Source organism: Achromobacter spanius, assembly GCF_002812705.1.
Taxonomy (GTDB): Bacteria; Pseudomonadota; Gammaproteobacteria; order Burkholderiales; family Burkholderiaceae_B; genus Achromobacter; species Achromobacter spanius.
This window is the reverse complement of sequence record NZ_CP025030.1, coordinates 420,089-439,499: the sequence shown is the minus strand read 5'-3', so window position 1 is coordinate 439,499 and position 19,411 is coordinate 420,089. Positions and strand designations below refer to the sequence as shown.

The 19,411-nt window shown below is 66.9% G+C and carries 15 protein-coding genes; 9 read left to right on the top strand and 6 right to left on the bottom strand.

The genetic code is table 11. The annotated features are described in order from the left end of the window. Window positions 1-22 precede the first annotated feature (22 nt). From tssF to CVS48_RS02050, 9 genes are all read left to right on the top strand, one after another. Window positions 23-1,861 (top strand): type VI secretion system baseplate subunit TssF, encoded by a 1,839-nt coding sequence (tssF, locus tag CVS48_RS02095; RefSeq protein ID WP_100853051.1) that lies wholly within the window; start codon window positions 23-25, stop codon window positions 1,859-1,861. Further along, window positions 1,825-2,916 (top strand): type VI secretion system baseplate subunit TssG, encoded by a 1,092-nt coding sequence (gene tssG, locus CVS48_RS02090; RefSeq protein WP_167400935.1) that lies wholly within the window; start codon window positions 1,825-1,827, stop codon window positions 2,914-2,916. Before tssF ends, tssG begins: the two co-directional genes overlap by 37 nt. A gap of 22 nt (window positions 2,917-2,938) precedes the next feature. After that, entirely contained in the window at window positions 2,939-5,653 is a 2,715-nt protein-coding gene (tssH, locus tag CVS48_RS02085; protein WP_100853049.1) for a type VI secretion system ATPase TssH, read from the top strand. A 16-nt stretch (window positions 5,654-5,669) separates the two neighbouring features. Next, window positions 5,670-8,399 (top strand): type VI secretion system Vgr family protein, encoded by a 2,730-nt coding sequence (locus tag CVS48_RS02080; protein ID WP_100853048.1) that lies wholly within the window; start codon window positions 5,670-5,672, stop codon window positions 8,397-8,399. Further along, on the top strand, window positions 8,396-9,451 hold the full coding sequence (locus tag CVS48_RS02070; protein WP_242001122.1) for a DUF4123 domain-containing protein: 1,056 nt from the start codon (window positions 8,396-8,398) through the stop codon (window positions 9,449-9,451). The genes CVS48_RS02080 and CVS48_RS02070 overlap by 4 nt, the downstream gene beginning before the upstream one ends. Beyond that, window positions 9,448-12,612 (top strand): T6SS effector BTH_I2691 family protein, encoded by a 3,165-nt coding sequence (locus tag CVS48_RS02065; RefSeq protein ID WP_100853046.1) that lies wholly within the window; start codon window positions 9,448-9,450, stop codon window positions 12,610-12,612. The genes CVS48_RS02070 and CVS48_RS02065 overlap by 4 nt, the downstream gene beginning before the upstream one ends. Before the next feature lie 12 nt (window positions 12,613-12,624). Beyond that, a complete protein-coding gene (locus CVS48_RS02060; protein WP_100853045.1) occupies window positions 12,625-13,233 on the top strand; it encodes a hypothetical protein in 609 nt (202 codons plus the stop codon). Between the two features lie 100 nt (window positions 13,234-13,333). Continuing rightward, on the top strand, window positions 13,334-13,981 hold the full coding sequence (locus tag CVS48_RS02055) for a YiaD family glycine zipper/OmpA-like lipoprotein (protein WP_100853044.1): 648 nt from the start codon (window positions 13,334-13,336) through the stop codon (window positions 13,979-13,981). Window positions 13,982-13,990: 9 nt separating this feature from the next. Next, complete coding sequence (locus CVS48_RS02050) at window positions 13,991-14,317, top strand: 4a-hydroxytetrahydrobiopterin dehydratase (RefSeq protein WP_050447524.1); 327 nt, start codon at window positions 13,991-13,993, stop codon at window positions 14,315-14,317. Here CVS48_RS02050 and CVS48_RS02045 read toward each other — a convergent pair. From CVS48_RS02045 to CVS48_RS02020, 6 genes are all read right to left on the bottom strand, one after another. After that, on the bottom strand, window positions 14,314-14,763 hold the full coding sequence (locus CVS48_RS02045; protein WP_100853043.1) for a MarR family winged helix-turn-helix transcriptional regulator: 450 nt from the start codon (window positions 14,761-14,763) through the stop codon (window positions 14,314-14,316). The two genes, CVS48_RS02050 and CVS48_RS02045, sit on opposite strands and share 4 nt — an antisense overlap. Then, window positions 14,760-14,987, bottom strand: coding sequence for a hypothetical protein (locus CVS48_RS02040; protein ID WP_100853042.1), 228 nt, complete (start codon window positions 14,985-14,987; stop codon window positions 14,760-14,762). The genes CVS48_RS02045 and CVS48_RS02040 overlap by 4 nt, the downstream gene beginning before the upstream one ends. Continuing rightward, window positions 14,984-16,609, bottom strand: a complete 1,626-nt coding sequence (locus CVS48_RS02035; RefSeq protein WP_100853041.1) for an FAD-dependent monooxygenase — start codon at window positions 16,607-16,609, stop codon at window positions 14,984-14,986. The genes CVS48_RS02040 and CVS48_RS02035 overlap by 4 nt, the downstream gene beginning before the upstream one ends. A 119-nt stretch (window positions 16,610-16,728) precedes the next feature. Beyond that, complete coding sequence (locus tag CVS48_RS02030; RefSeq protein ID WP_100853040.1) at window positions 16,729-17,427, bottom strand: DUF6776 family protein; 699 nt, start codon at window positions 17,425-17,427, stop codon at window positions 16,729-16,731. A gap of 153 nt (window positions 17,428-17,580) precedes the next feature. After that, a complete protein-coding gene (gene murU / locus CVS48_RS02025) occupies window positions 17,581-18,267 on the bottom strand; it encodes an N-acetylmuramate alpha-1-phosphate uridylyltransferase MurU (protein ID WP_100853039.1) in 687 nt (228 codons plus the stop codon). Continuing rightward, entirely contained in the window at window positions 18,267-19,307 is a 1,041-nt protein-coding gene (locus CVS48_RS02020) for an aminoglycoside phosphotransferase family protein (RefSeq protein ID WP_100853038.1), read from the bottom strand. Before CVS48_RS02020 ends, murU begins: the two co-directional genes overlap by 1 nt. Window positions 19,308-19,411: the final 104 nt, after the last annotated feature.

The window sequence follows — 19,411 nt, the reverse complement described above, 5'->3', positions numbered from 1 at the left end:
CGCGCTGGAAGGGAAGACAACAATGGAAGAATTGCTGCCTTATTACGAGCGCGAACTGGGGTTTTTGCGGACCTCGTCGCGCGACTTCGCCGAGCGCTATCCGAAGATTGCCGCGCGCCTGGGGCTGTCGGGCGAAACCTGCGAAGACCCGCACGTTGAACGCATGATCGAATCGTTCGCCTTGTTGAGCGCCCGCATCAACAAGAAGCTGGACGACGATTACCCCGAATTCACCGAAGCGCTGTTCGAGGTGATGTACCCGCATTACCTGCGGCCGTTTCCGTCATGCAGCGTGGCGCAGTTTGACCTGGGCGGCGCGGGCGCGCAGTTGTCCGCGGCGGTGCGCATCGCGCGCGGCACCGAATTGAAATCGCATCCGGTGCGCGGCGTGTCGTGCCGCTTTCGCACGGCCTACGACGTGACGCTGGCGCCCATCGAGGTCCTGCGCGCGGGGTTTTTCTCTAGCGCGAATGCGCCGGCCACGGCCAAGCTGCCGGCGGGCGTCACGGGCCGCTTCACCGTCACGCTGGGCTGCCAGGGTGAAAATCAGCATTTCGGCATGCCGGGGTTGGACAAGCTGCGCGTGTACCTGCACGGCGAGCCCTCGTTCGTGGCGGCGCTGCGCGACGCCTTGTTCCTGCGCACGGCGGCGGCCTATGTCGAGCTGCAACCCGGCCGCTGGGACCGCTTGCCCGAGATTCCGCTGGCCCAGGTGGGCTTGGCGGAAGACGACGCGCTGATTGATTTTCCGGCCAGCTCGCATCCCGCGTATCGGCTGCTGGCCGAGTACTTTGTTTTCTCCGAGAAATTCAATTTTGTCGATATCGACCTGGCCGCGCTGCGCCCCTACCTGGGCACCGTGCGCCAGTTCACGCTGCATCTGCCGGTGGCGGGCCTGCGCGCTGATTCCAACACCGCGCGCCTATTGGAATCCATCACGGCCGACAACCTGCGGCTGGGATGCACGCCGGTGGTGAACCTGTTTGCGCAGCGCGCCGACCCCATCCGGGTGACGCACGCCTCCGCCTCGTACCCGGTGGTGGCGGACGCGCGGCGCGCCTATGGCTACGAGGTCTATTCCATCGACCGCGTGCGCCAGGTGCGGCAGAACGCCCAGGGCGACGCGGTGGTGGACTTCCGCCCCTTCTATTCGCTGCACCATGGCGAATCGCCGGAAACCGCCGGGCACTATTGGACGATGCGCCGCGATGCCGCGATGGCGCAGCGCAGCCCCGGCTACGAAACCGAGATCTCGATCGTGGACATCGATTTCGATCCCTCGATTCCGCAAACCGAAACCCTGAGCCTGGACCTGACCTGCACCAACCGCGACCTGCCCTCGCAGATTGCGGTTGGCCAGTCGGGCGGTGACCTGTTCATGGAAGGCGGCACCGTGGCGCGCGCCATCCGCATGCTGCGCCGCCCCACCCACACCCATCGCTTTCAACAGGGGCGCGCGGCGCACTGGCGCTTGATCTCGCATCTGGCGCTGAATCATTTGTCGCTGGTGCAAAGCGGCTTGCCCGCCTTGAAGGAAACGCTGCGCCTGTACGACCTGTCGGGCTCGGCGGTGGCCGCGCGCCAGATCGAAGGGCTGGTCGGCCTGGACTACAAGCCGGCCACGCACTGGATGCCGGGCGAGCCTTTCGCCACCTTCGTGCGCGGCATTGAAATCCGGCTCACGGTCAACGAAGACCATTTTGTGGGCACCAGCCTGCACACCTTCGTGGCCGTCATCAACCGCTTCTTCGGCCTGTATGTGCACGCCAACAGCTTTGTGCAGTTGGTGGTGCTGTCGCGCCGAGGCGCAGAGGAATTACTACGATGCCCCCCATGCAACGGCGACGCCATACTAGCGTGATGGACGCGCTGCTGGCAGAGCCGCAGCGCTTCAAGTTTTTCCAGGCGGTGCGTCTGCTGGAGCAGTGCTTTGCGCGCCAGGAACGCGGCGGCACACGCCATACGGTGCCGGTGCATTTGCGGTTTCCGAATTCGCCCGGGCTGGGGTTTCCGCCCAGCGAAATCGTGGACGCCGTGGCCTACGACAAGAACGGCGACGTGCTGGCCGACGAGGCGTCGCGCCAGGCGGCGGTGGCCGAAGGGCGGCTGGGCCGCGTGGACCTGACGCCGGCGTTCTTTGGATTGCTGGGCGCGCAGGGCGCGTTGCCGCTGCACTATTCCGAAATGCTGGCCAACCGGGAAAGCCTGCGGCGCGACCGTGGCGCCCGCGCCTTCTTCGATATTTTTTCGAACCGGGCCGCCGCGTTGTTCTACGCGGCCTGGAAGAAGTACCGCATGCCCTTGCGGCATGAAACCGAGCAAGACCACCACTACCTGCCGCTGTTGCTGGCGCTGGGCGGCATCGGCCATCCGGCGCTGCGGGACCGCTTGCACAACGGCGCGGGCCGCATCTTTGACGAGTCGGTGGCGCATTACGCGGCCGCGGCGCGGCAACGGCCGGTGTCTGCCCCTTTCTTGCAGCGGGTGTTGCAGGACTACTTTGGCGTGCCCTTGCGCGTTGAGCAGTTCGTGGGCCGCTGGTATGACGTGCCCCCGCAGAACCGCACGCAGTTGGGAAAACCCGGCGCCGTGCTGGGCGTGTCGGCGCTGGCGGGCGATCGCATCTGGCAGCGGGACCTGCGCATCCGCTTATGGATCGGCCCCTTGTCGCGCCAGGCCTTTGCCGATTTTCTGCCGGGCGGCGAACGCGCCCAGGCGCTGGAAAAGCTGCTGACGATGTTTGGCGGCATGACCTTTGAATATGAAGTGCGGCTGGTGCTGGCGCGCGAGGCCATCGGCCCCAGCCGCCTGGGCGCAGGCGGCGATGTGCGGCTGGGCTGGAATTCATTCCTGAGCACCGAACCCGCCACGGCCGACCGCGACGACGCCAGCTACGAACTCCACACGATCCACTGATCCACAGACCAAGAACAAACTCATGGCCACACCGCTGAAGACCTTGATTGGGAAGTTGAACCAGACCTGCCGCCAGGCCGCCGAGCGCGCCGCCAGCCTGTGCATGGCGCAAGGCCATTACGAGGTGGACCTGGAACACCTGTTCCTGGCGCTGCTGGAGAAGCCGGCCAGCGACGTGAGCATCATCGCGCGGCGCTGCCACATCCACACCGATGCGCTGGAAGCGGACCTGAAAGCCGAAATCGGCCGCTTCAAGAATGGCAACACGCGCACGCCGGTGTTCTCCGCGCATCTGCCCAAGCTGTTCGAGCATGCGTGGCTGATTGCCTCGCTGGACACGCAGACGACGCGCATCCGCTCAGGGCATCTGCTGCTGGCCTTGCTGACCGAGCCGGACCTGGCGCAGTTGGCGCGGCGGGGTTCGTCGTTGTTCGAATCGTTCCGCCTGGATGCGTTGAAGCATGACTTCGCCGCGTTGACGGAAGGCTCGGAAGAGGCGGGGCAGGCGGTGGGCTTTGCGGATGGCGCGCCGTTGCAGGGGGATGACGGCCAGCCCGCGCCCGCCTTGTCGCCGTCGCCCGCGCTGGACCAATACACGGCGAACCTGACCGAGCGCGCGCGCGACGGCAAGATCGACCCGGTGATCGGCCGCGATGCCGAGATCCGCCAGATGATCGACATCCTGACACGGCGGCGGCAGAACAACCCCATCCTGACCGGCGAGGCCGGCGTGGGCAAGACCGCCGTGGTGGAAGGCCTGGCGCTGCGCATCGTGGCGGGCGATGTGCCGCCCGCGCTGGCGGACGTGACGCTGCGCGTGCTGGACATGGGCCTGTTGCAGGCGGGCGCCAGCGTCAAGGGCGAATTCGAGAACCGGCTGAAGAACGTGATCGACGAGGTAAAGAAGAGCCCGTCGCCCATCATCCTGTTCATCGATGAAGCCCACACCATGATCGGGGCCGGTGGGCAGGCGGGCCAGAACGATGCCGCCAACCTGCTCAAGCCCGCGTTGGCGCGCGGCGAACTGCGCACCATCGCCGCCACCACCTGGAGCGAATACAAGAAGTATTTTGAGAAAGATGCGGCATTGGCCCGGCGCTTTCAGGTCGTCAAGGTGGAAGAGCCCGACGAAGCGCTGGCCGCGTCCATGCTGCGCGGCATGGCGCCGCTGATGGAGCGGCATTTTGGCGTGCGCATTCTGGACGAGGCCATCAGCGCGGCGGCCCGCTTGTCGCACCGCTATATCACCGGGCGGCAGTTGCCCGACAAGGCGGTCAGCGTGTTGGACACGGCTTGCGCCAGAGTGGCGCTGGGCCGTAGCGCCACGCCCGCGCTGATTGACGATGCGCGCCATCGCCTGACGCGCTTGCGCACCGAACAGGCGGCGCTGCGCCGCGAAGCCGCCACCGGCGCACCGCAAGCGCGTTTGACGGAACTGGATGCCGAGATCGCCACGGTGGAACAGAGTTTGGCGGACGCGGAAGCGCGCCATGTGGCGGAGACGAGCCTGGTGGAACGGATCCATGCGCTGCGCGCCGAGCTGGAAGCGCAGGGGCAGGATGCGTCCGCCGCCGATGCCGATGCCGCCGCCCCAGCCCCGGCATCTACGACCTCACGCCGCAAGGCCGCAAAGCCCGCGCTGACGCCGGAACAGCAGCGCCTGGCCGGCCTGATGGATGAGCTGCGTGCGCTGCAAGGCGAACAGCCGCTGGTGCCCGCCTGCGTGGACGGGCAGATCGTGGCGGAGATCATTTCGGCCTGGACCGGTATTCCCTTGGGCCGCATGGTCAACGATGAGATCCGCACCGTGCTGCAATTGCAGCCGATGCTGGCCGAGCGCGTGATCGGGCAAGACCACGCGCTGCACGCCATCGCACAACGCGTGCGCACGGCGCGCGCCGGCCTGGAAGACCCGGACAAGCCCAAGGGCGTGTTCCTGTTCGTAGGGCCGTCGGGCGTGGGCAAGACCGAGACGGCGCTGGCCCTGGCCGACATTCTGTACGGCGGCGAACGCAAGCTGATCACCATCAACATGAGCGAGTACCAGGAAGCGCACAGCATTTCGGGCTTGAAGGGTTCGCCGCCGGGCTACGTGGGGTATGGCGAAGGCGGCGTGCTGACCGAAGCCGTGCGGCGCCAGCCCTACAGCGTGGTGCTGCTGGATGAAATTGAAAAAGCCCATCCGGACGTGCTGGAAATGTTCTTTCAGGTGTTCGACAAGGGCGTGATGGACGACGCCGAAGGCCGCGAGATCGACTTCCGCAACACGCTCATCATCCTGACGTCCAACGTGGGGTCCAGCACGATCATGCAGGCCTGCCTGAACAAGCCCGCCGAAGAGCGCCCAACGCCGGAGCAGTTGTCGGAACTGCTGGCGCCGCAGTTGTACAAGGCGTTCAAGCCCGCGTTCCTGGGGCGCATGAAGACCATTCCCTACTTTCCGGTGGATGACGACGCGCTGGCGCACATCATCGGCCTGAAGCTGGGCCGCATCGCGCGCCGCGTGCAGGCGACGCACCGCGCGTTGTTCGAGTGGGACGACGCGCTGGTGGAAGCCGTGCTGGCGCGCTGCACCGAGGTGGACACCGGCGCGCGCAACGTCGACCACATTCTTAATGGATCGCTGCTGCCCGAGATTGCCGAGCAGGTGCTGGGCCGCATGGCGCAGGGCGAAGCCATCGCCAAGATCCGCGTGGGCGCGGGCAAGAATGGCGATTTCCGTTTTCGCATGAGCTGAGCCGGGAGACGTCGACATGGCCCTCGAACTTGCCGCCGCCAGCCTGTTGGGAGCCGGCTTCACACAGGCCGATCGCCTGCTGGACCTGAGCACGCCGTTGGGCCAGGACAAGCTGCTGGCCGAACGGCTGCACGCCACCGAGCAATTGAGCGACGGCGGCTACCTCTTGCACGTGGATGCGCTGTCCGATGACGCGCATATTCCGTTGAAGACGCTGATCGGCCAACCGGTGCAGGTCGCGTTGCAGACGGCCTTGGGCCGCGATGAACCCCGGGTGTGGTGCGGGCTGGTTTCCGAGGCGCGCTTTGAAGGCGCCAACGGCGGCTTTGCGCGCTATCGGCTGCGCATCGAGCCGTGGCTGGCGCTGCTGCGCCAGCGGCGCGACAGCTTTGCCTTTCAGGACCTGTCCGTAATCGACATTGTTGACCGCGTCTTTGGCGACTACAACGGCCAGGGCGCCGTGGCGCCGCAATGGCGTTGGGAACTGAAAGACCGCGACGGCTACGCCAAGCGCAGCCTGACGATCCAGTATCGCGAAACCGACTACGCCTTCGTCGAACGGCTGCTGGCCGAAGAGGGGCTGTTTTATTGGGTTGAACACGAGGCGGGCGACGGCGAGCCGGGCACCCATACCGTCGTCATCGCCGACCACAACGGCGCCTTCAAGAACGGCCCGCAAGCCAGCGTGAAGTTCCAGCGTGCCGATGCCACCGAAAGCGAGGACACCATCCAGGGCTGGCGCAAGCGGCGCGCCTGGCGCACGAACGCGGTGCGCATCGCCACTTGGGACTATCGCGCCATGCAGGCCCGCCAGGCCAGCGCGCAGGTCGATGACAAGATGCCGAACACGCTGGAATTGGCCGACTCGGACTATCCCGGCCAATACTTGTTTGAAGACAGCGGGCAGGGCGAGCGCCTGGCCCACAATGCGTTGGCCGCGCAGCGCGTGGGCCAGTCCTTGTACGAAGGCGACGGCACGGTGCGCACGCTGGCGCCGGGGCAGCGCTTTACCCTGACCGGCCATTGGGCGCCGTCGCAAGGTGAAGGCGGCGATTTCGTGGTGATGCGCATGCAGCATGAGGCGCGAAACAATTTCGATGAAGACCTGGGGCGGGCGGTGGCCCAGGCGTTGGGGGCCGCCGGTACGCAAGAGGACGGCGATACGGAGTTCTATCGCAACCGCTTCGAGGCGATTGCCGCCACGCTGGAATATCGGCCCAGCACGCGCGACGGTCACGGGGCACGGCTGCATCCGCGGCCCACGGTGCACGGCGCGCAGACCGCGCTGGTGGTGGGCGCGGCCGACCCCGTCCACACCGACCGCGACCATCGCGTGAAGATCCAGTTTCATTGGCAGCGGGGCAGCGCGTCCAGCAATCGGCAGGCGCATCCCGCCGGGGACGACAACGCGCCCGCATCCGAGGCGCTGGGCACCTGGGTGCGCGTGGCCGAACCGGTTGCCGGGTTGGATTGGGGCGGGCACTTCATCCCGCGCCTGGGCCAAGAGGTGCTGGTGCAGTTTTTGCATGGCGATATCGACCGCCCGGTGGTGGTGGGCGCCTTGTACAACGGCGCGGGCACGGAGAATGCCGCCAACAATCAGGTGCAGGGCGGCGCGGCCAAGGCCACCGGCAACGCACCGGCGTGGTTCGCGGGCACGCAGGACGGGCACGCGCATAACGTAGTGATGTCGGGCTTCAAGACGCAGGCCCTGGCCGAAAGCGGCCGGGGCATGGGCGGCTACAACCAACTGGTGCAGGACGATACGCCGGGCCAGTCGCGCCTGACCGCGTCGACCACGCAGGCCGAGGCGCGGCTGAACCTGGGCCACCTGAAGCAGCAGCGCGACAACGAACGCTTGTCCGACCTGGGCCATGGCGCGGAACTGGCGACCAGCGAAGCGCTGGCGCTGCGCGCGGGCGAGGGCTTGCTGATCAGCGCCGACAAGCGCGAGGGCGCGACGGGCGGCCTGCTGGACAGCGAAGAAGCCATCCAGCAGATGGAAAAGGCCATCGAGCAAGCGGCCGAGCTGTCCGCCTCGGCGGGCCGCCAGGAGGCGGGCTTGTCCGGCGACGGGGACAAGACGCGGGCGGTCAATGAGTTGGAGGCCGTGCGCAAGGTGATCGAAGGCACGAAGGAGGCTGAAACCCAGGGGGCTGCAACCCAGGGTGAGGAAGCCACTGCGGTGCCCGCCTACACGCTGCCGCACATTCAGGTCAGCGCGCCCAAGGGCATCGGCCAGTACACGCCGCACAACGCCTACACCGTGGCGGGCGCGACCTTGTGCCAGGTGGCCCCGGACGTGAATTGGGCGGCGGGCGCGAACCTGGCCGTCTGCGTCGCGCAAGGCGTGGTGCTGTTCACCAAGGGCCTGGGCGGCAACGGACGCGCGGTGGCGGAGCAAGGCATCCGCTTGCACGCGGCGGGCGGCAAGTTGCGCTTGCAGAGCCAGAAGGCGCGCATGCGCCTGGCCGCCGAAAAGGCGGTGACGCTGGTGTCGGCGCAGGGCGCGGTGGATGTGAACGCATCGAAGAAGGTCTTGGCCACGGCGGCGGGCGCTTACCTGCGCGTCGAAGGCGGCGGCATCCAGTTGCACGCGCCGGGCAAGGTGGAGCTGAAGGCGGGCGTGCATAGCTGGGTGGGGCCGCAAAGCGGAACCGGTCCGGCGCAGCCGCCGCAGGGTGAACTGGAAGGCTGCGCCGCGGCGCTGGAAGACGCGGCCGGCAGTGGGGCGCTGGCGGCATGAGGATAGACCCGACGCACCCGGTGCATCCGACGGACCTGAAGGACCGGACTCACCCGGCGCCGCCGAAGGACCCGACGCACCGGACGCACCCAAAGAATCCGAGGGATCCAGCGGACCCGACGCAGGCAGGCGCCGCGTCCCGGTCGGCGCGCGCGGAGGCCGCCGTCGAACACGCCATTGCCGGCATGCGCGCGGTACTGGACGCGCGCGCCAGCCGCCGCGTGCTGCTGCTGTGCGACTCCACGCTGGCCGACCCCTTGGCTGATGAGATCGCCACGGCGGGTTTGGCGCGGCGCGCGGTGGACCTGATATCGCAGGGCGCGTCCGCGCCGCCCTTGTATCTGGCCGAGGTGCCCGACGAGATCCGGTACGAAAGGCTGGTCAACGCCAGCATTCGGCTGGCGGTGGACGAAGCCCTGCGCCCCGCGCCCGCGGTCAAGCGTGCGCGGTCGATGTCGGCGTGGCTGGCCACCGACCTGCCTTTGGCGGAAGTGGCCCAGCGCCTGATCCTGCGCGCGCGGCTGCGCGACGCGCAGGGGCGCATGCGCATCCTGCGCTTCTGGGATCCGCGCACGACGCAGTTTCAAAGCGAGCTGTATGCGGGCTGCGCGCCCGCGTCGTGGATCGCGGGCGCGGCGTGGATGTGCATCGACGGCTTTGCGCGCTGGCAGGCGCTGCCGGACACGCCCGGCCCCATGCAGACGGCCACGCCGGACTGGCCACGGCTGGCGCGCTTGGGCCAGGTGAACGCGGTGCTGCAACGGTTGAACGCGGGCGGGCTGGACTACGGCCCATCGGCGCTGGAGCCGATACGCCGCGCGCTGGATGTGGCCAGCGCCTGCGGCATCAACGACGACGAAGACGCGGCGTTGTTCGCGGCCTGGCGCGTGCGCCTGGACGCGCCGCTGGAACGCGCGCCGTCGTTTGCCGCGCTGCTGCGCGAGATTCAGGAAGAGGGCGGCCGCTTGCGCAACGCGGCCGAAGACATGGATGACGAGGATTGGCGGTTGTTTGCGCGGCAGGCGCAGGCACGGGAGGATCGACAAGCATGACGACTGACTACGACGCGCTTCCCTGCAAGGGCAAGTTTTGCGGCCGGCCGGGTTTGCCGATCCTGCCGATGCGGGTGGCGTATGTGCCGGGCGGCCGGAACGATCTGCCCAACGGCGTGTACGCGGACGCCGAACTGCACTACGAAACCATGCGCCAGGGCGCCTATATGCTGCGCGCCATCACGGCGGGTTATGTGTACGTGTGGGACCCGCGCCGCAGCTACGGGTGGCGCGCCTTCGCGGCCACCGCCACGGGCCAGATGAAGGAAGTGCCGGTGGACGACGACAACCGTCCGTCGGAGCAGCCCACGTTTACCTGCACGCGAGAAGGCCACGGCCTGGAATCGGCCTTGATCAACGTCGAGGCGCCGGCCAATGCATCACGCTCGGTGTGGGTCGGCTATTCGCGCGTGTGGTGGACCCGTGACATCCGCCGCGAGCTGACGCGCGACGATCGGTGGCGCGGCAAGATCATGGTTGAACTGGATGCGCGCGCCGTCTGGGGCGGCGGGCATCCCAAGCCGGATACCGGCTACCGCGTGACCGAAGACGGCGCCAACCTGGCCGCGCATTCCATCGAATTCCGCGATGCGGCCAGCGCCGCCACCTTGTTCAACAACACCTTGAGTCCGGGCGTGACCACCTTCGGCGGAAAGGCCGCCGAGATGGCGACCAAGATGCGGCAGATGACGCCCAAGGGCGGGGTGGTGCTGGCGCTGCGCGACCCGGTGGGCCTGCTGGCGGACATTTCGACGTGGCGCAACAAGCGCATGGGCGAATTGGCCGAGCATCACATGGACCCGACGCGGCTGCGCGAAGTGGGCGTGGCGCAGATCATCCTGGGCCTGGAAAAGCAGATGGACTCGTCGGGTGATGAGATCCGGCGAATGCACGAACGCATCAACATGAGCAAGGTCTCCAGGACCATCAGCGACAACCGCGCCAGCGTCGACCGCATGAAGGACCTGATCGAGGGGGCGGGCAAGGACTGGGCGTGGTGGTACGGCCGCGAGGCCTTCTGGATGACGCTGAAGGCGTATTCGCCCAACGACGCCGTGGCGGGCCAGCGGCTGGAGGAAGACCTTGCGCTGTGCGTGGACGGCGCGGGCGCGGTGCACAGCGAACACAGGGCCATCGATGAGTCCTTGAAGGAAGACGACAAGGACGGACTGTACGAAGCGATCTGGCGCGGGCTGGCCTCGAACGACGGCGAACTGCTGGCCTTCCTGCAAAAGGAGGCGCGCGGCAAGCTGTCCAAGCAGATCTCCAACGTCCGCAAGATGATCAAGAGCTACAACGACTGGCTGAAGGATCGCCGGGCAAAGGGCTTGCCGACACCAACCCGGGCGGCCACGACCGCGATCGGCCGCTTCATGGCGACCCAACTGCTGCGGCTGACGCTGGCGCGCGACCCGATCGCGGAACGGGTTGCCGCGCGCGTGTCGATGACGATGGCGGCGCGCATGAATACCGTGCTGGTGGTGCGCAGCCACACGACCACGGTGCCGCGCATGATCGCCGACATGCACGAGATCATCTGGGAACCCAACAACCGGTCCACGTCGATTACGGCGGGGGGCGGCGTCAGCGCGACCCAGCACATGAACGCCGGATGGATGGGCACACAATCCGAGGCGTCGCGATCGGTCACGATCAACTACGTGATTCCGGAGGAAGTGGACGCGCAGATGAATTCGGCTTCAACGAATGCGGCTTCAACGAATGCCGCATCCACGACGCGCCCACGACCCGGGGCGGGCGCATCGCCGCCCTTGGGCCTGCCCGCGCCGCTACCGGTGCTGGCCTTGCCCGCGCCGACCATGTCGCCCATGGCGGGGCTGATCAAGTACGCCAAGTCGCGCGATGCCTCCTACGCGGGCGCCACGGGCGTGATGGCGCTGGTGGCCATCTATACATCGGTGTCGGAGCTGAATGCGGCGCAAGCTGTCCAGGATGCGAAGAAGGAACGCAAGGCCTGGTTCGGCATCACCACCGGCGTGCTGGGGGTGGGCAGCGTGGCGATCGAAGTCACCACCGGCGCGATCGGCGCGCGCGTGGGCGCGAACACCGCGTTCACGATGAACCTGCGGCTGAATATGCGGCTGGCCACCTTCCGCACGGCGGGCGCGGTGTTCGCCACCGCGGCGACCTTCGTCGACAGCGCCAACAACGCGCTCAACGCCAAAGACCAGTACGACGTCCACAACTACGAAGCGGGCGGCGCTTATGCAACGTCGTCCGCCTTCCTGTTGATGTCCAGCCTGACCGGGGTGGCCACCGCCGTCATCGCGGTGGGCGGCGCGTTCAGCACGGCGGGCGTGGCGGCGGGCGCGGGGGGCTTCGGCGGCGCGATGGTGGGCCTGACCAGCGGCGGTACGGTGCTGCTGGGCATTCCGGTGTGGGGCTGGATCGCGCTGGGGCTATGCCTGCTGGTTGCAGGCCTGTACTTCAAGTTCTGGGGCGACAGCGCCACCGAAAGCGAGCTTGAGGTCTGGTATACGCGCTGCTGCATGCGGGCCGAAGAGTTCGAAGGCGTGGAGGGCCGCGAGGTCTACGCGACGCGCGAGGACGAACTGGACGACTTCAACCGCGCGGTGTTCGGCGTGCGTGTGTCGCTGCAATGGTATGGCTTCTGGAGCGGGGAAGTCCTGGGCCGCGACCGTCTGGTGCTGGAAGTGATCATGCCCGGCTATACCCAAAGCAGCGACTACGCCTACAGCCTCAAGCTGGGCGGGGCGGGCGTCACCGCCGTGGTGTCCAGCAAGGGCTCGGTGCGCGCGCAGGACCCGGAGCTGCAACCGCGCGGCCCGTCGCAGGCGCAGATGGTGGCCGGCCGGCCCGACCCCAAGACGTGGATGGACAAGGCGGACGACTACGTGAACAGCCTGAGCTCGCGCCCCGGGTGGGCCGACATCTGGCGCTGGGTACGCAAGGACCGCAGCCAGTCCGTCGAATTCACCAGCAAGCCGTGGGAAGATTCGGTTCAATTCCAAGTTCATAATGGCTACGCGGTGTTGCGCACCGAGGTCCTGGTCGATGACGATATCTTCACCGAAGCGTTTCTGAAGGTGGAATTCTGGCCGGATCCGGAACGCATGCCGGAAGTGCGCTCGCTGCCGGTGGGCGGCAACGGCACCAATCTTGTAAGAGCCGAAAATTGACAGGGTCCAAGCATGAATAGCAACGAAGGCATCCAGGCGGCCGTCTATACGCGCTGGCATCAATTGTCGGTGCCCTTGGCCTTTGCCTTGGCGGCCGGCAGCTTCATGCTGGTGGTGTTCAACCGGGGGCCGATCGTGCTGGCCATCGTGCTGGCCGTGCTGGGCCTGTTGGTGCCGCCGCTGGTGGCGTTCAAGGGCTTTCCCACCCGCAATGCCGTCAAGGTCACGCCTGATGGCCTGGAGTTTTCACGGCGGGGGCCGATTGCCTTTGCCGACCTGAAAAGCTGGGGCACGGACGATTACCTGAAACTGATCCGCCCGGGCCTGCCGACGCTGCTGGTCAGCGCGGTGGACCTGCCCAGCCGCGAGCGCTTGCTGCGCGACTTCGAACAGGCGCTGAACGCCTGGCAAAAACGCCAGCCCGCCGGCACCGAGCCCGCGCGCCGCACGCATTTCTATGGATCCACCGGCGGCCGCCTGGTGGGCGCGCTCATCACCGGGCTGGGCGTCGCGGCGGCTGCAATGGCGCTGAACATGCGCGAGCCGTCGATCTCGCTGGCGATCGTGGGCGGACTGGGCGCGTTGTTCGGCTTGGCGATGCTGGTCGGCAGGCGCGGCTGAACCGCGGCCAGTACAAAATGTTGCGCGTGGCGCCGCGTGCCCTTGCTAGCATGGACTACGCCGGAATGACCCGGCGCACGCAGGAATCGTGGAGGTTGCCATGAACTCAAGAACAATGCTCAACCGGATGGCGGTGGTTGCGGCGGCGGGGGCCTTGCTGGCCGGTTGCGCCACGCAGCAGCAAACCAATACTGCCGTGGGAACGGGCGCGGGGGCGGCGGTGGGCGCCGGCATTGGCGCGCTGATCGGGCACGGCAAGGGCGCAGCCATCGGCGCCGGCATCGGCGCCGTGGCGGGTGGCCTCGTGGGCTACAACTGGAAGGTCGTCAAGGAAGACGTACAGCAATCGGGCGCATCGTCCTTGGGCATCGATGTCGTCGAAATGCCCGATGGCAGCCTGAAGGTCAACATCCCCAGCGGCGTGTCGTTCGATACGGACAAGACGCAGTTGAAGCCGGCCTTGCTGCCGGTGCTGGACAGCGTGGGGCGTTCGCTCAACCAGCATCCCGAATTGCGCGCCAAGGTGGTTGGCCACACGGACAGCACCGGCGCGCTGGCGCATAACCAGACCCTGTCGGTCAACCGCGCCAAGAGCGTGACGGACTACCTGGCCAAGCAGGGCGTGGCCGCCGGCCGCATGAGCACGGAAGGGCGCGGGCCAAACGATCCCATCGGCGACAATGCCACCGCCGAAGGGCGCGCGCTGAACCGGCGCGTGGAGATCTACTTGTACGCCGTCAAGCAATAAGGCCTAGCCATGAGCATGCTTCCCCCCGCCCGTATCGGCACCGATACCGCCGTGGCCGCCCTGACCGGATGGCAGGCCGTGGCCATGCGTGATGCCATTGAAAAACGCTTCCGTTTTCCAAATTTCAATGCGGCATTCGGGTTCATGGCGCGTGTGGCCATGTTCGCGGAAAAGCTGAATCATCATCCAGAATGGACCAACGTCTACAACCGGGTGGACGTGACGCTGACCACGCATGACGCGGGCGGGGTGACCGAGCTGGATGTGCGCATGGCGCAATTCATGGACGAAGCGGCTGCGCAGATGGGCGCCACGGCGCCGAAGTCCGACGCCTAGCCGTCGTTTTCCTGGGTTTGCAGATGCTCGATCAGGCGGTCGAGCATCTCTCCCAGCACCTGCTGTTCGCTGGCGTTCAGGCAGCCGAAGATCTCTTCATTGCGCTGCGCAATCAGGTCGATGATGCGCTGGTATTGCGCCATGCCCGCCTGGGTGGGCGTCAGCACCACGCCGCGCCCGTCGGACGTGGACAGCGCCTTTTCAACCAGCCCGCGATCCACCAGCGCCTGCGCCGACCGGCTGGCCTGCCCCTTGTTCAGATTCGCCGCGCGCGCCAGGTCGTTGACGGACAGCGGCGCATAGCGCCCGATCGCGGCCAGGCAGCGCGCCTCACCCAAGGGAATGCCGCAGTCTTCCAGATAGGCGCGATTCGTATCCCGGTCCGTGATCTTGTTGAGCACGTGCAGGCGATACGTCAGGAATCGTTCCAGGGCGGGCGGTTTCACGTCGGGCGGGCAGGAGTGGTGGCGGGGTAGTTTGCCACAGCGGCTTCGCCCTGGCAGGCGTTTTCCGCTTCGGCCAGCAGCGCCAGCGCCGTGGCCGCGTCTGGCTGCCGGCTTAACAGCGACAAGCCCAATATCGATAGAAACAGCGGCGCCTGGGATTCCCCCACGCGCGTCAGCGTCTGCGCCATGCGGGTGTAGACCTGGTCAAGTTCGTCGTTGTTCATGCTTGGCCTTCCTGTGTTGCGGACTGGGCGATCACGGGGTAGTAGGGCGCCAGGGCGGCACGCAGTTGCGCGGCTTGCGGTGCGGACCAGCGGCCCAACACATAACCGTCGGGGCGGATCAGGATGACGGCGCCCGCGCTGGCGCCATAGCGCTCGCGCAACTGGCCGTGGGCATCGTCCAAGCCGCCGTCGCCAACGCTAAGCACCCGCAGCGGATGCGGCGCAGCTTGCGTGTCAGCGGCCAGGGCGTCCAATCCACGCGCCAGCGATGCCGAGGGCGACACAGCCAGCAACACGAAACCACGGCCGAAGCTCTCGCTGACATAGCAGGGCCTGCCGCCGTCATGCAGGCGCGCGTCGGGCGCGGGCTGGCCGGGGGCGGCGGCGGGGCGGGCCTGCGGTGCGCCGTCGGTCAGGTTCAAGGGTGAGGCATCGTAGGAAATGGGCGCGGACTGGCGTGGGTTGATCAGCGGGCGCACCGTTGCGTCCACCAAGGCCAGGCGCAGCGCGGCTTCGCGCATCAGGCGAAAGCCGAAGTCGGGCGGCGCCATGAATTCGGTGCTCTTGGCGCCGTAGGCCAAGTTCTGGCGGGTGGCGTGGACGCGCTCGATGCTGTAGCTATCCAGCAGGCCGTCGGGCGCTTGGCCTTTCAAGACCCAGGCCAGTTTCCATGCCAGGTTGCCGGCGTCGTCCAGGCCGGAATTCAAGCCGCGCACGCCGAAGATGGGCACCAGGTGGCCGGCGTCTCCGGCGAACAGCACGCGCCCGTGGCGGTACTGGTTCAGCGTGAGGCACTTGGCGTTGTAGACCGAGATCCACAACGGCTTCCAGGGCGCGGTTTCGCCGATCATGTCCAGATGGCTTTGTACGCGCGGCAGCACGTTTTCCGGTTTGACGGCTTCTTCGGGGTCTTCGTCGTCGCGGATCTGGTAGTCCACCCGCCAGACGTTGCCGGGCTGGCGATGCATCAGCAGGGTGGAACCGGGGTTGGACGGCGGGTCGAACCAGGCCAGGCGTTCCACGGGCCGGCTGGATGCTTGTTCGATATCGACGATGACGTAGCGGCCTTCGTACTGCATGCCTTCCAGCTTCAGCCCCATGGCTTCGCGCACGGTGCTGCGTCCGCCGTCGCAGGCAATCAGCCAGTCGGCGCGCACGGTCTGGCGTTGGCCGTCGGTGTCGATGTCGACGCTGACGCCGTCCGCTTCGGTACGCAGGCCGGCCACGCGGGCCGACCACTGCAAGGCCGCCAGATCCGGGTGGCGCTGCATGGCCTGATGGGCGTATTCCTCGATCGAATACTGTTGGATGTTGACCATCGGCGCATAGCGTTGCAGCGGGTCGTGTGGCATTTCAAAGTGCAGCACTTCGCGGTCGCGGTAGTAGCTGCGGCCGCCGGTCCAGGGCAGCCCGGTGGCTACCAGCGGCTTGTCGGCGCCGGCCCACGCCATGATTTCCTGCGAGCGACGCGAAATGCAGATGGCCCGGCTGCCGCTGCAATAGTCGTCGTCCGCCTCGACAGTCAGCGAGGCGATGCCGTATTCGGCCAGCAGGGCGGCCAGGGTCAGCCCGACGGGGCCTCCGCCGGCAATCAGAACGGGTACGTGCGAGGGGAGCGGCATCTTGTCTCTGGAATTTGGTTGTTTGCGTAACTATATGCTTAATAAGTTGCGTGCGCAACGATTTTGCGAGGACGCAAAAAAACCCGCCGAGGCGGGTTTTCGGGGCCAGCGCGGCGCGCTTACTTGCGCACGTTATAGATGCGCATTGCTTGCTGCTTCTGGTTGCCGTCCAACACGCGCAGCACCACCACGCGAGGATTGAAGCCGTCCGGCAGGGTAAGGTCGCCCAGCGCGTAATCGTAACGGTCGACATTGAGTGCCGGGCCTTCGGGGGTGATCGTGGCGGCGCGGCCGTTGGGGTAGCTGCCTTCGATGGCGAACGTAAGCGTGCCCTGGAAGGGCGCGCCCGACGGTTCATCGCGCATGACCAGCACTTGGTAGCCGAGTTGGCCGGTGCCGCGCTTGAAGGTGGCCGAGCGGATGCCCAGATTGCCGCCGCGCGGGTCCGGCGGCATGGCGTCCTGGAACAGGACCAGTTCCTTGTTCAACGTGTCGATCTTGGCGCGGGCGTCGGCCAGTTCGGTCGTCAGTTTTTCATGGCCGGATTTATTGGCGTCGCGCTGCTGGGTGGCTTCTTCCAATTGCGTTTGCAGGCGCTGGCGCTCCAGATTGGAGGCGCTCAGCTCGCTGTGCAGCGACTCGGACTGCTCGACCGTCAGGCGTTGCGGGCCGTAATTGGTTTGCAGGAAGAGCACGCCGCCCGCACCCAGGGCAATTCCCACCAGAAGCAGGACAAGCCAGCGCGGCAGGCGCCGCGTGCGTTGACCGGGTTGGTATACGGAGGGCTTGAACACGGCCCGTTGCGATCTTCCAAACATCCCCATTCCTAGAAAACTTCCTGTGTGTGTGCTTGTCCGCCGCGACGGTGTCCGCGCGCGCGTCAAAGCGTCAGAGAATACCCCGTTAGCCAGGGCGGTTGGGTGCGCGGAAAATCCTGGTTGCGCACCTTGATATTGTGAAATATGTGAGCGTCAGCGTGCCGCTGCGAGAAGCTCCGCGTCCAGGTCGGCAAGCCGTTGCGGAGTGCCGACGTCGGTCCATCGGCCACCATGATGCGCGCCGCGCGCCAGGTTCCGGGCCATTGCTTGCCGAAGCAAGGGCGCCAGGGGCGCCGCCGTGCCGCGCTGGACATCCGCGAACAACGAGGGATGGTAGACGCCGATGCCTGCATAGGTCAAACGCGGGTTGCCGTCGGCATGCAGGCCGCCGTCCGACGACAGCCGGAAATCGCCGGCCGGGTGCTGGACAGGGTTGTCGACCATCAGCAGCCAGGCGCCGCCGTCGGGCACGTCGGCCGCCAGGGCTGGTGCCAGCGCGGGATTCCAGTCGCACCAGACGTCGCCGTTCATGACCAGGAAAGGCGCGTCGCCCAGCAGCGGCAGCGCCTGCGCGATGCCGCCGGCGGTTTCCAACGCGGTGCCTTCGGCGGAATAGCGAACCCGTACGCCGAACGCGCTGCCGTCGCCCAGCGCGCGTTCGATCTCGTGGCCCAGCCAGGCGTGGTTGATGACCACGTCGCGGAACCCCGCCGCGGCCAGCCGTTCCAGGTGCCAGACGATCAGGGGCTTGCCGCCCACCGCCAGCAGGGGCTTGGGCAGGTGGTCGGTCAGGGGGCGCATGCGTTCGCCGCGGCCCGCGGCAAGAATCATGGCCCGCATCAGAACGTGTACCCGACGCGGACCTGGCGGTCGTCCAGCTTGTCCAGCAGGCGCAGCAAGGGCGTGAAGACACCGTAGCGCTGGGCCACCTGGCGCACGTAACCGTTCACGCGCGGCATGTGCGCCAGGTAATGCGCCTTGCCGTCGCGGTGGTTCAGGCGGGCGAATACGCCCAGGATGCGCAGGTTGCGCTGCAAGCCCATCCATTCGTAGGCGCGGTGGAAATCCGCGAAGTCGGGCTCGACGGGCAAGCCGGCGGCGCGCGCCATTTCCCAATAGCGGATGGCCCAGTCCAACTGTTGCGGCTCTTCCCAGGTGGTGCGCGCGTCGGTCACCAATGACGCCAGGTCATAGGTGATGGGGCCGGCCAGCGCATCCTGGAAATCGATGACGCCTGGGTTGGGGCCATATTGCGGCTGGTCGCAGACCATCAGGTTGGGGGAATGGAAGTCGCGGTGCACCAGCACTTGCGCCTGCCCGCCATTGCTGGCCGACAGCAGGGCGAAGATTTTTTCCAGGGCGTTCGCGGTCTTGTCGTCCAGCGCCACGCCATGGTGCTTCTCGACGTACCACTGGGGAAAGAGGGTGAGCTCGTCGGCCAGGCGGGGGGTGTCGTAGGTGGCCAGGCCGGTGGTGGCCGCTTGTTGCAGCCGCACCAGCGCGGCCAGCGCTTCGCGGTACATCGTCTGAAGCTGGCTGTCGGACAGGCCGGCCTGGATGCGCTGGTAGTAGGTCTGTTCGCCCAGATCGGACAGCAGCAGCAGGCCCTGGTCCAGATCCTGGGCCAGCACCTTGGGCACGTTCAGGCCGGCGTCGGCCAGCAACTGGCCCACGTGCAGGAAGGGACGGCAGTCTTCGTGGGCGGGGGGCGCGTCCATGACAATCAGGGTGCGCTCGCCGGCGTCCAGCCTGAAGTAGCGGCGGAAACTGGCGTCGGCGGAGGCCGGGCGCAGCGAGTCCACGGCCAGGTTCAAGGCGGCGGGCAGGCTCTCCAGCCAGTTGCGGATCTGCGCCAGGCGGGGGTCGTGATCGTTTTTCAAGGAGGATCCGTGTCAGAAGGGCAATATTGCTGAAATTTGCGTTCGGCGCACATAAGGCTGGGCGTATGGCGCGGCTTCTCTATAATACCGGCTCGATTCCACCA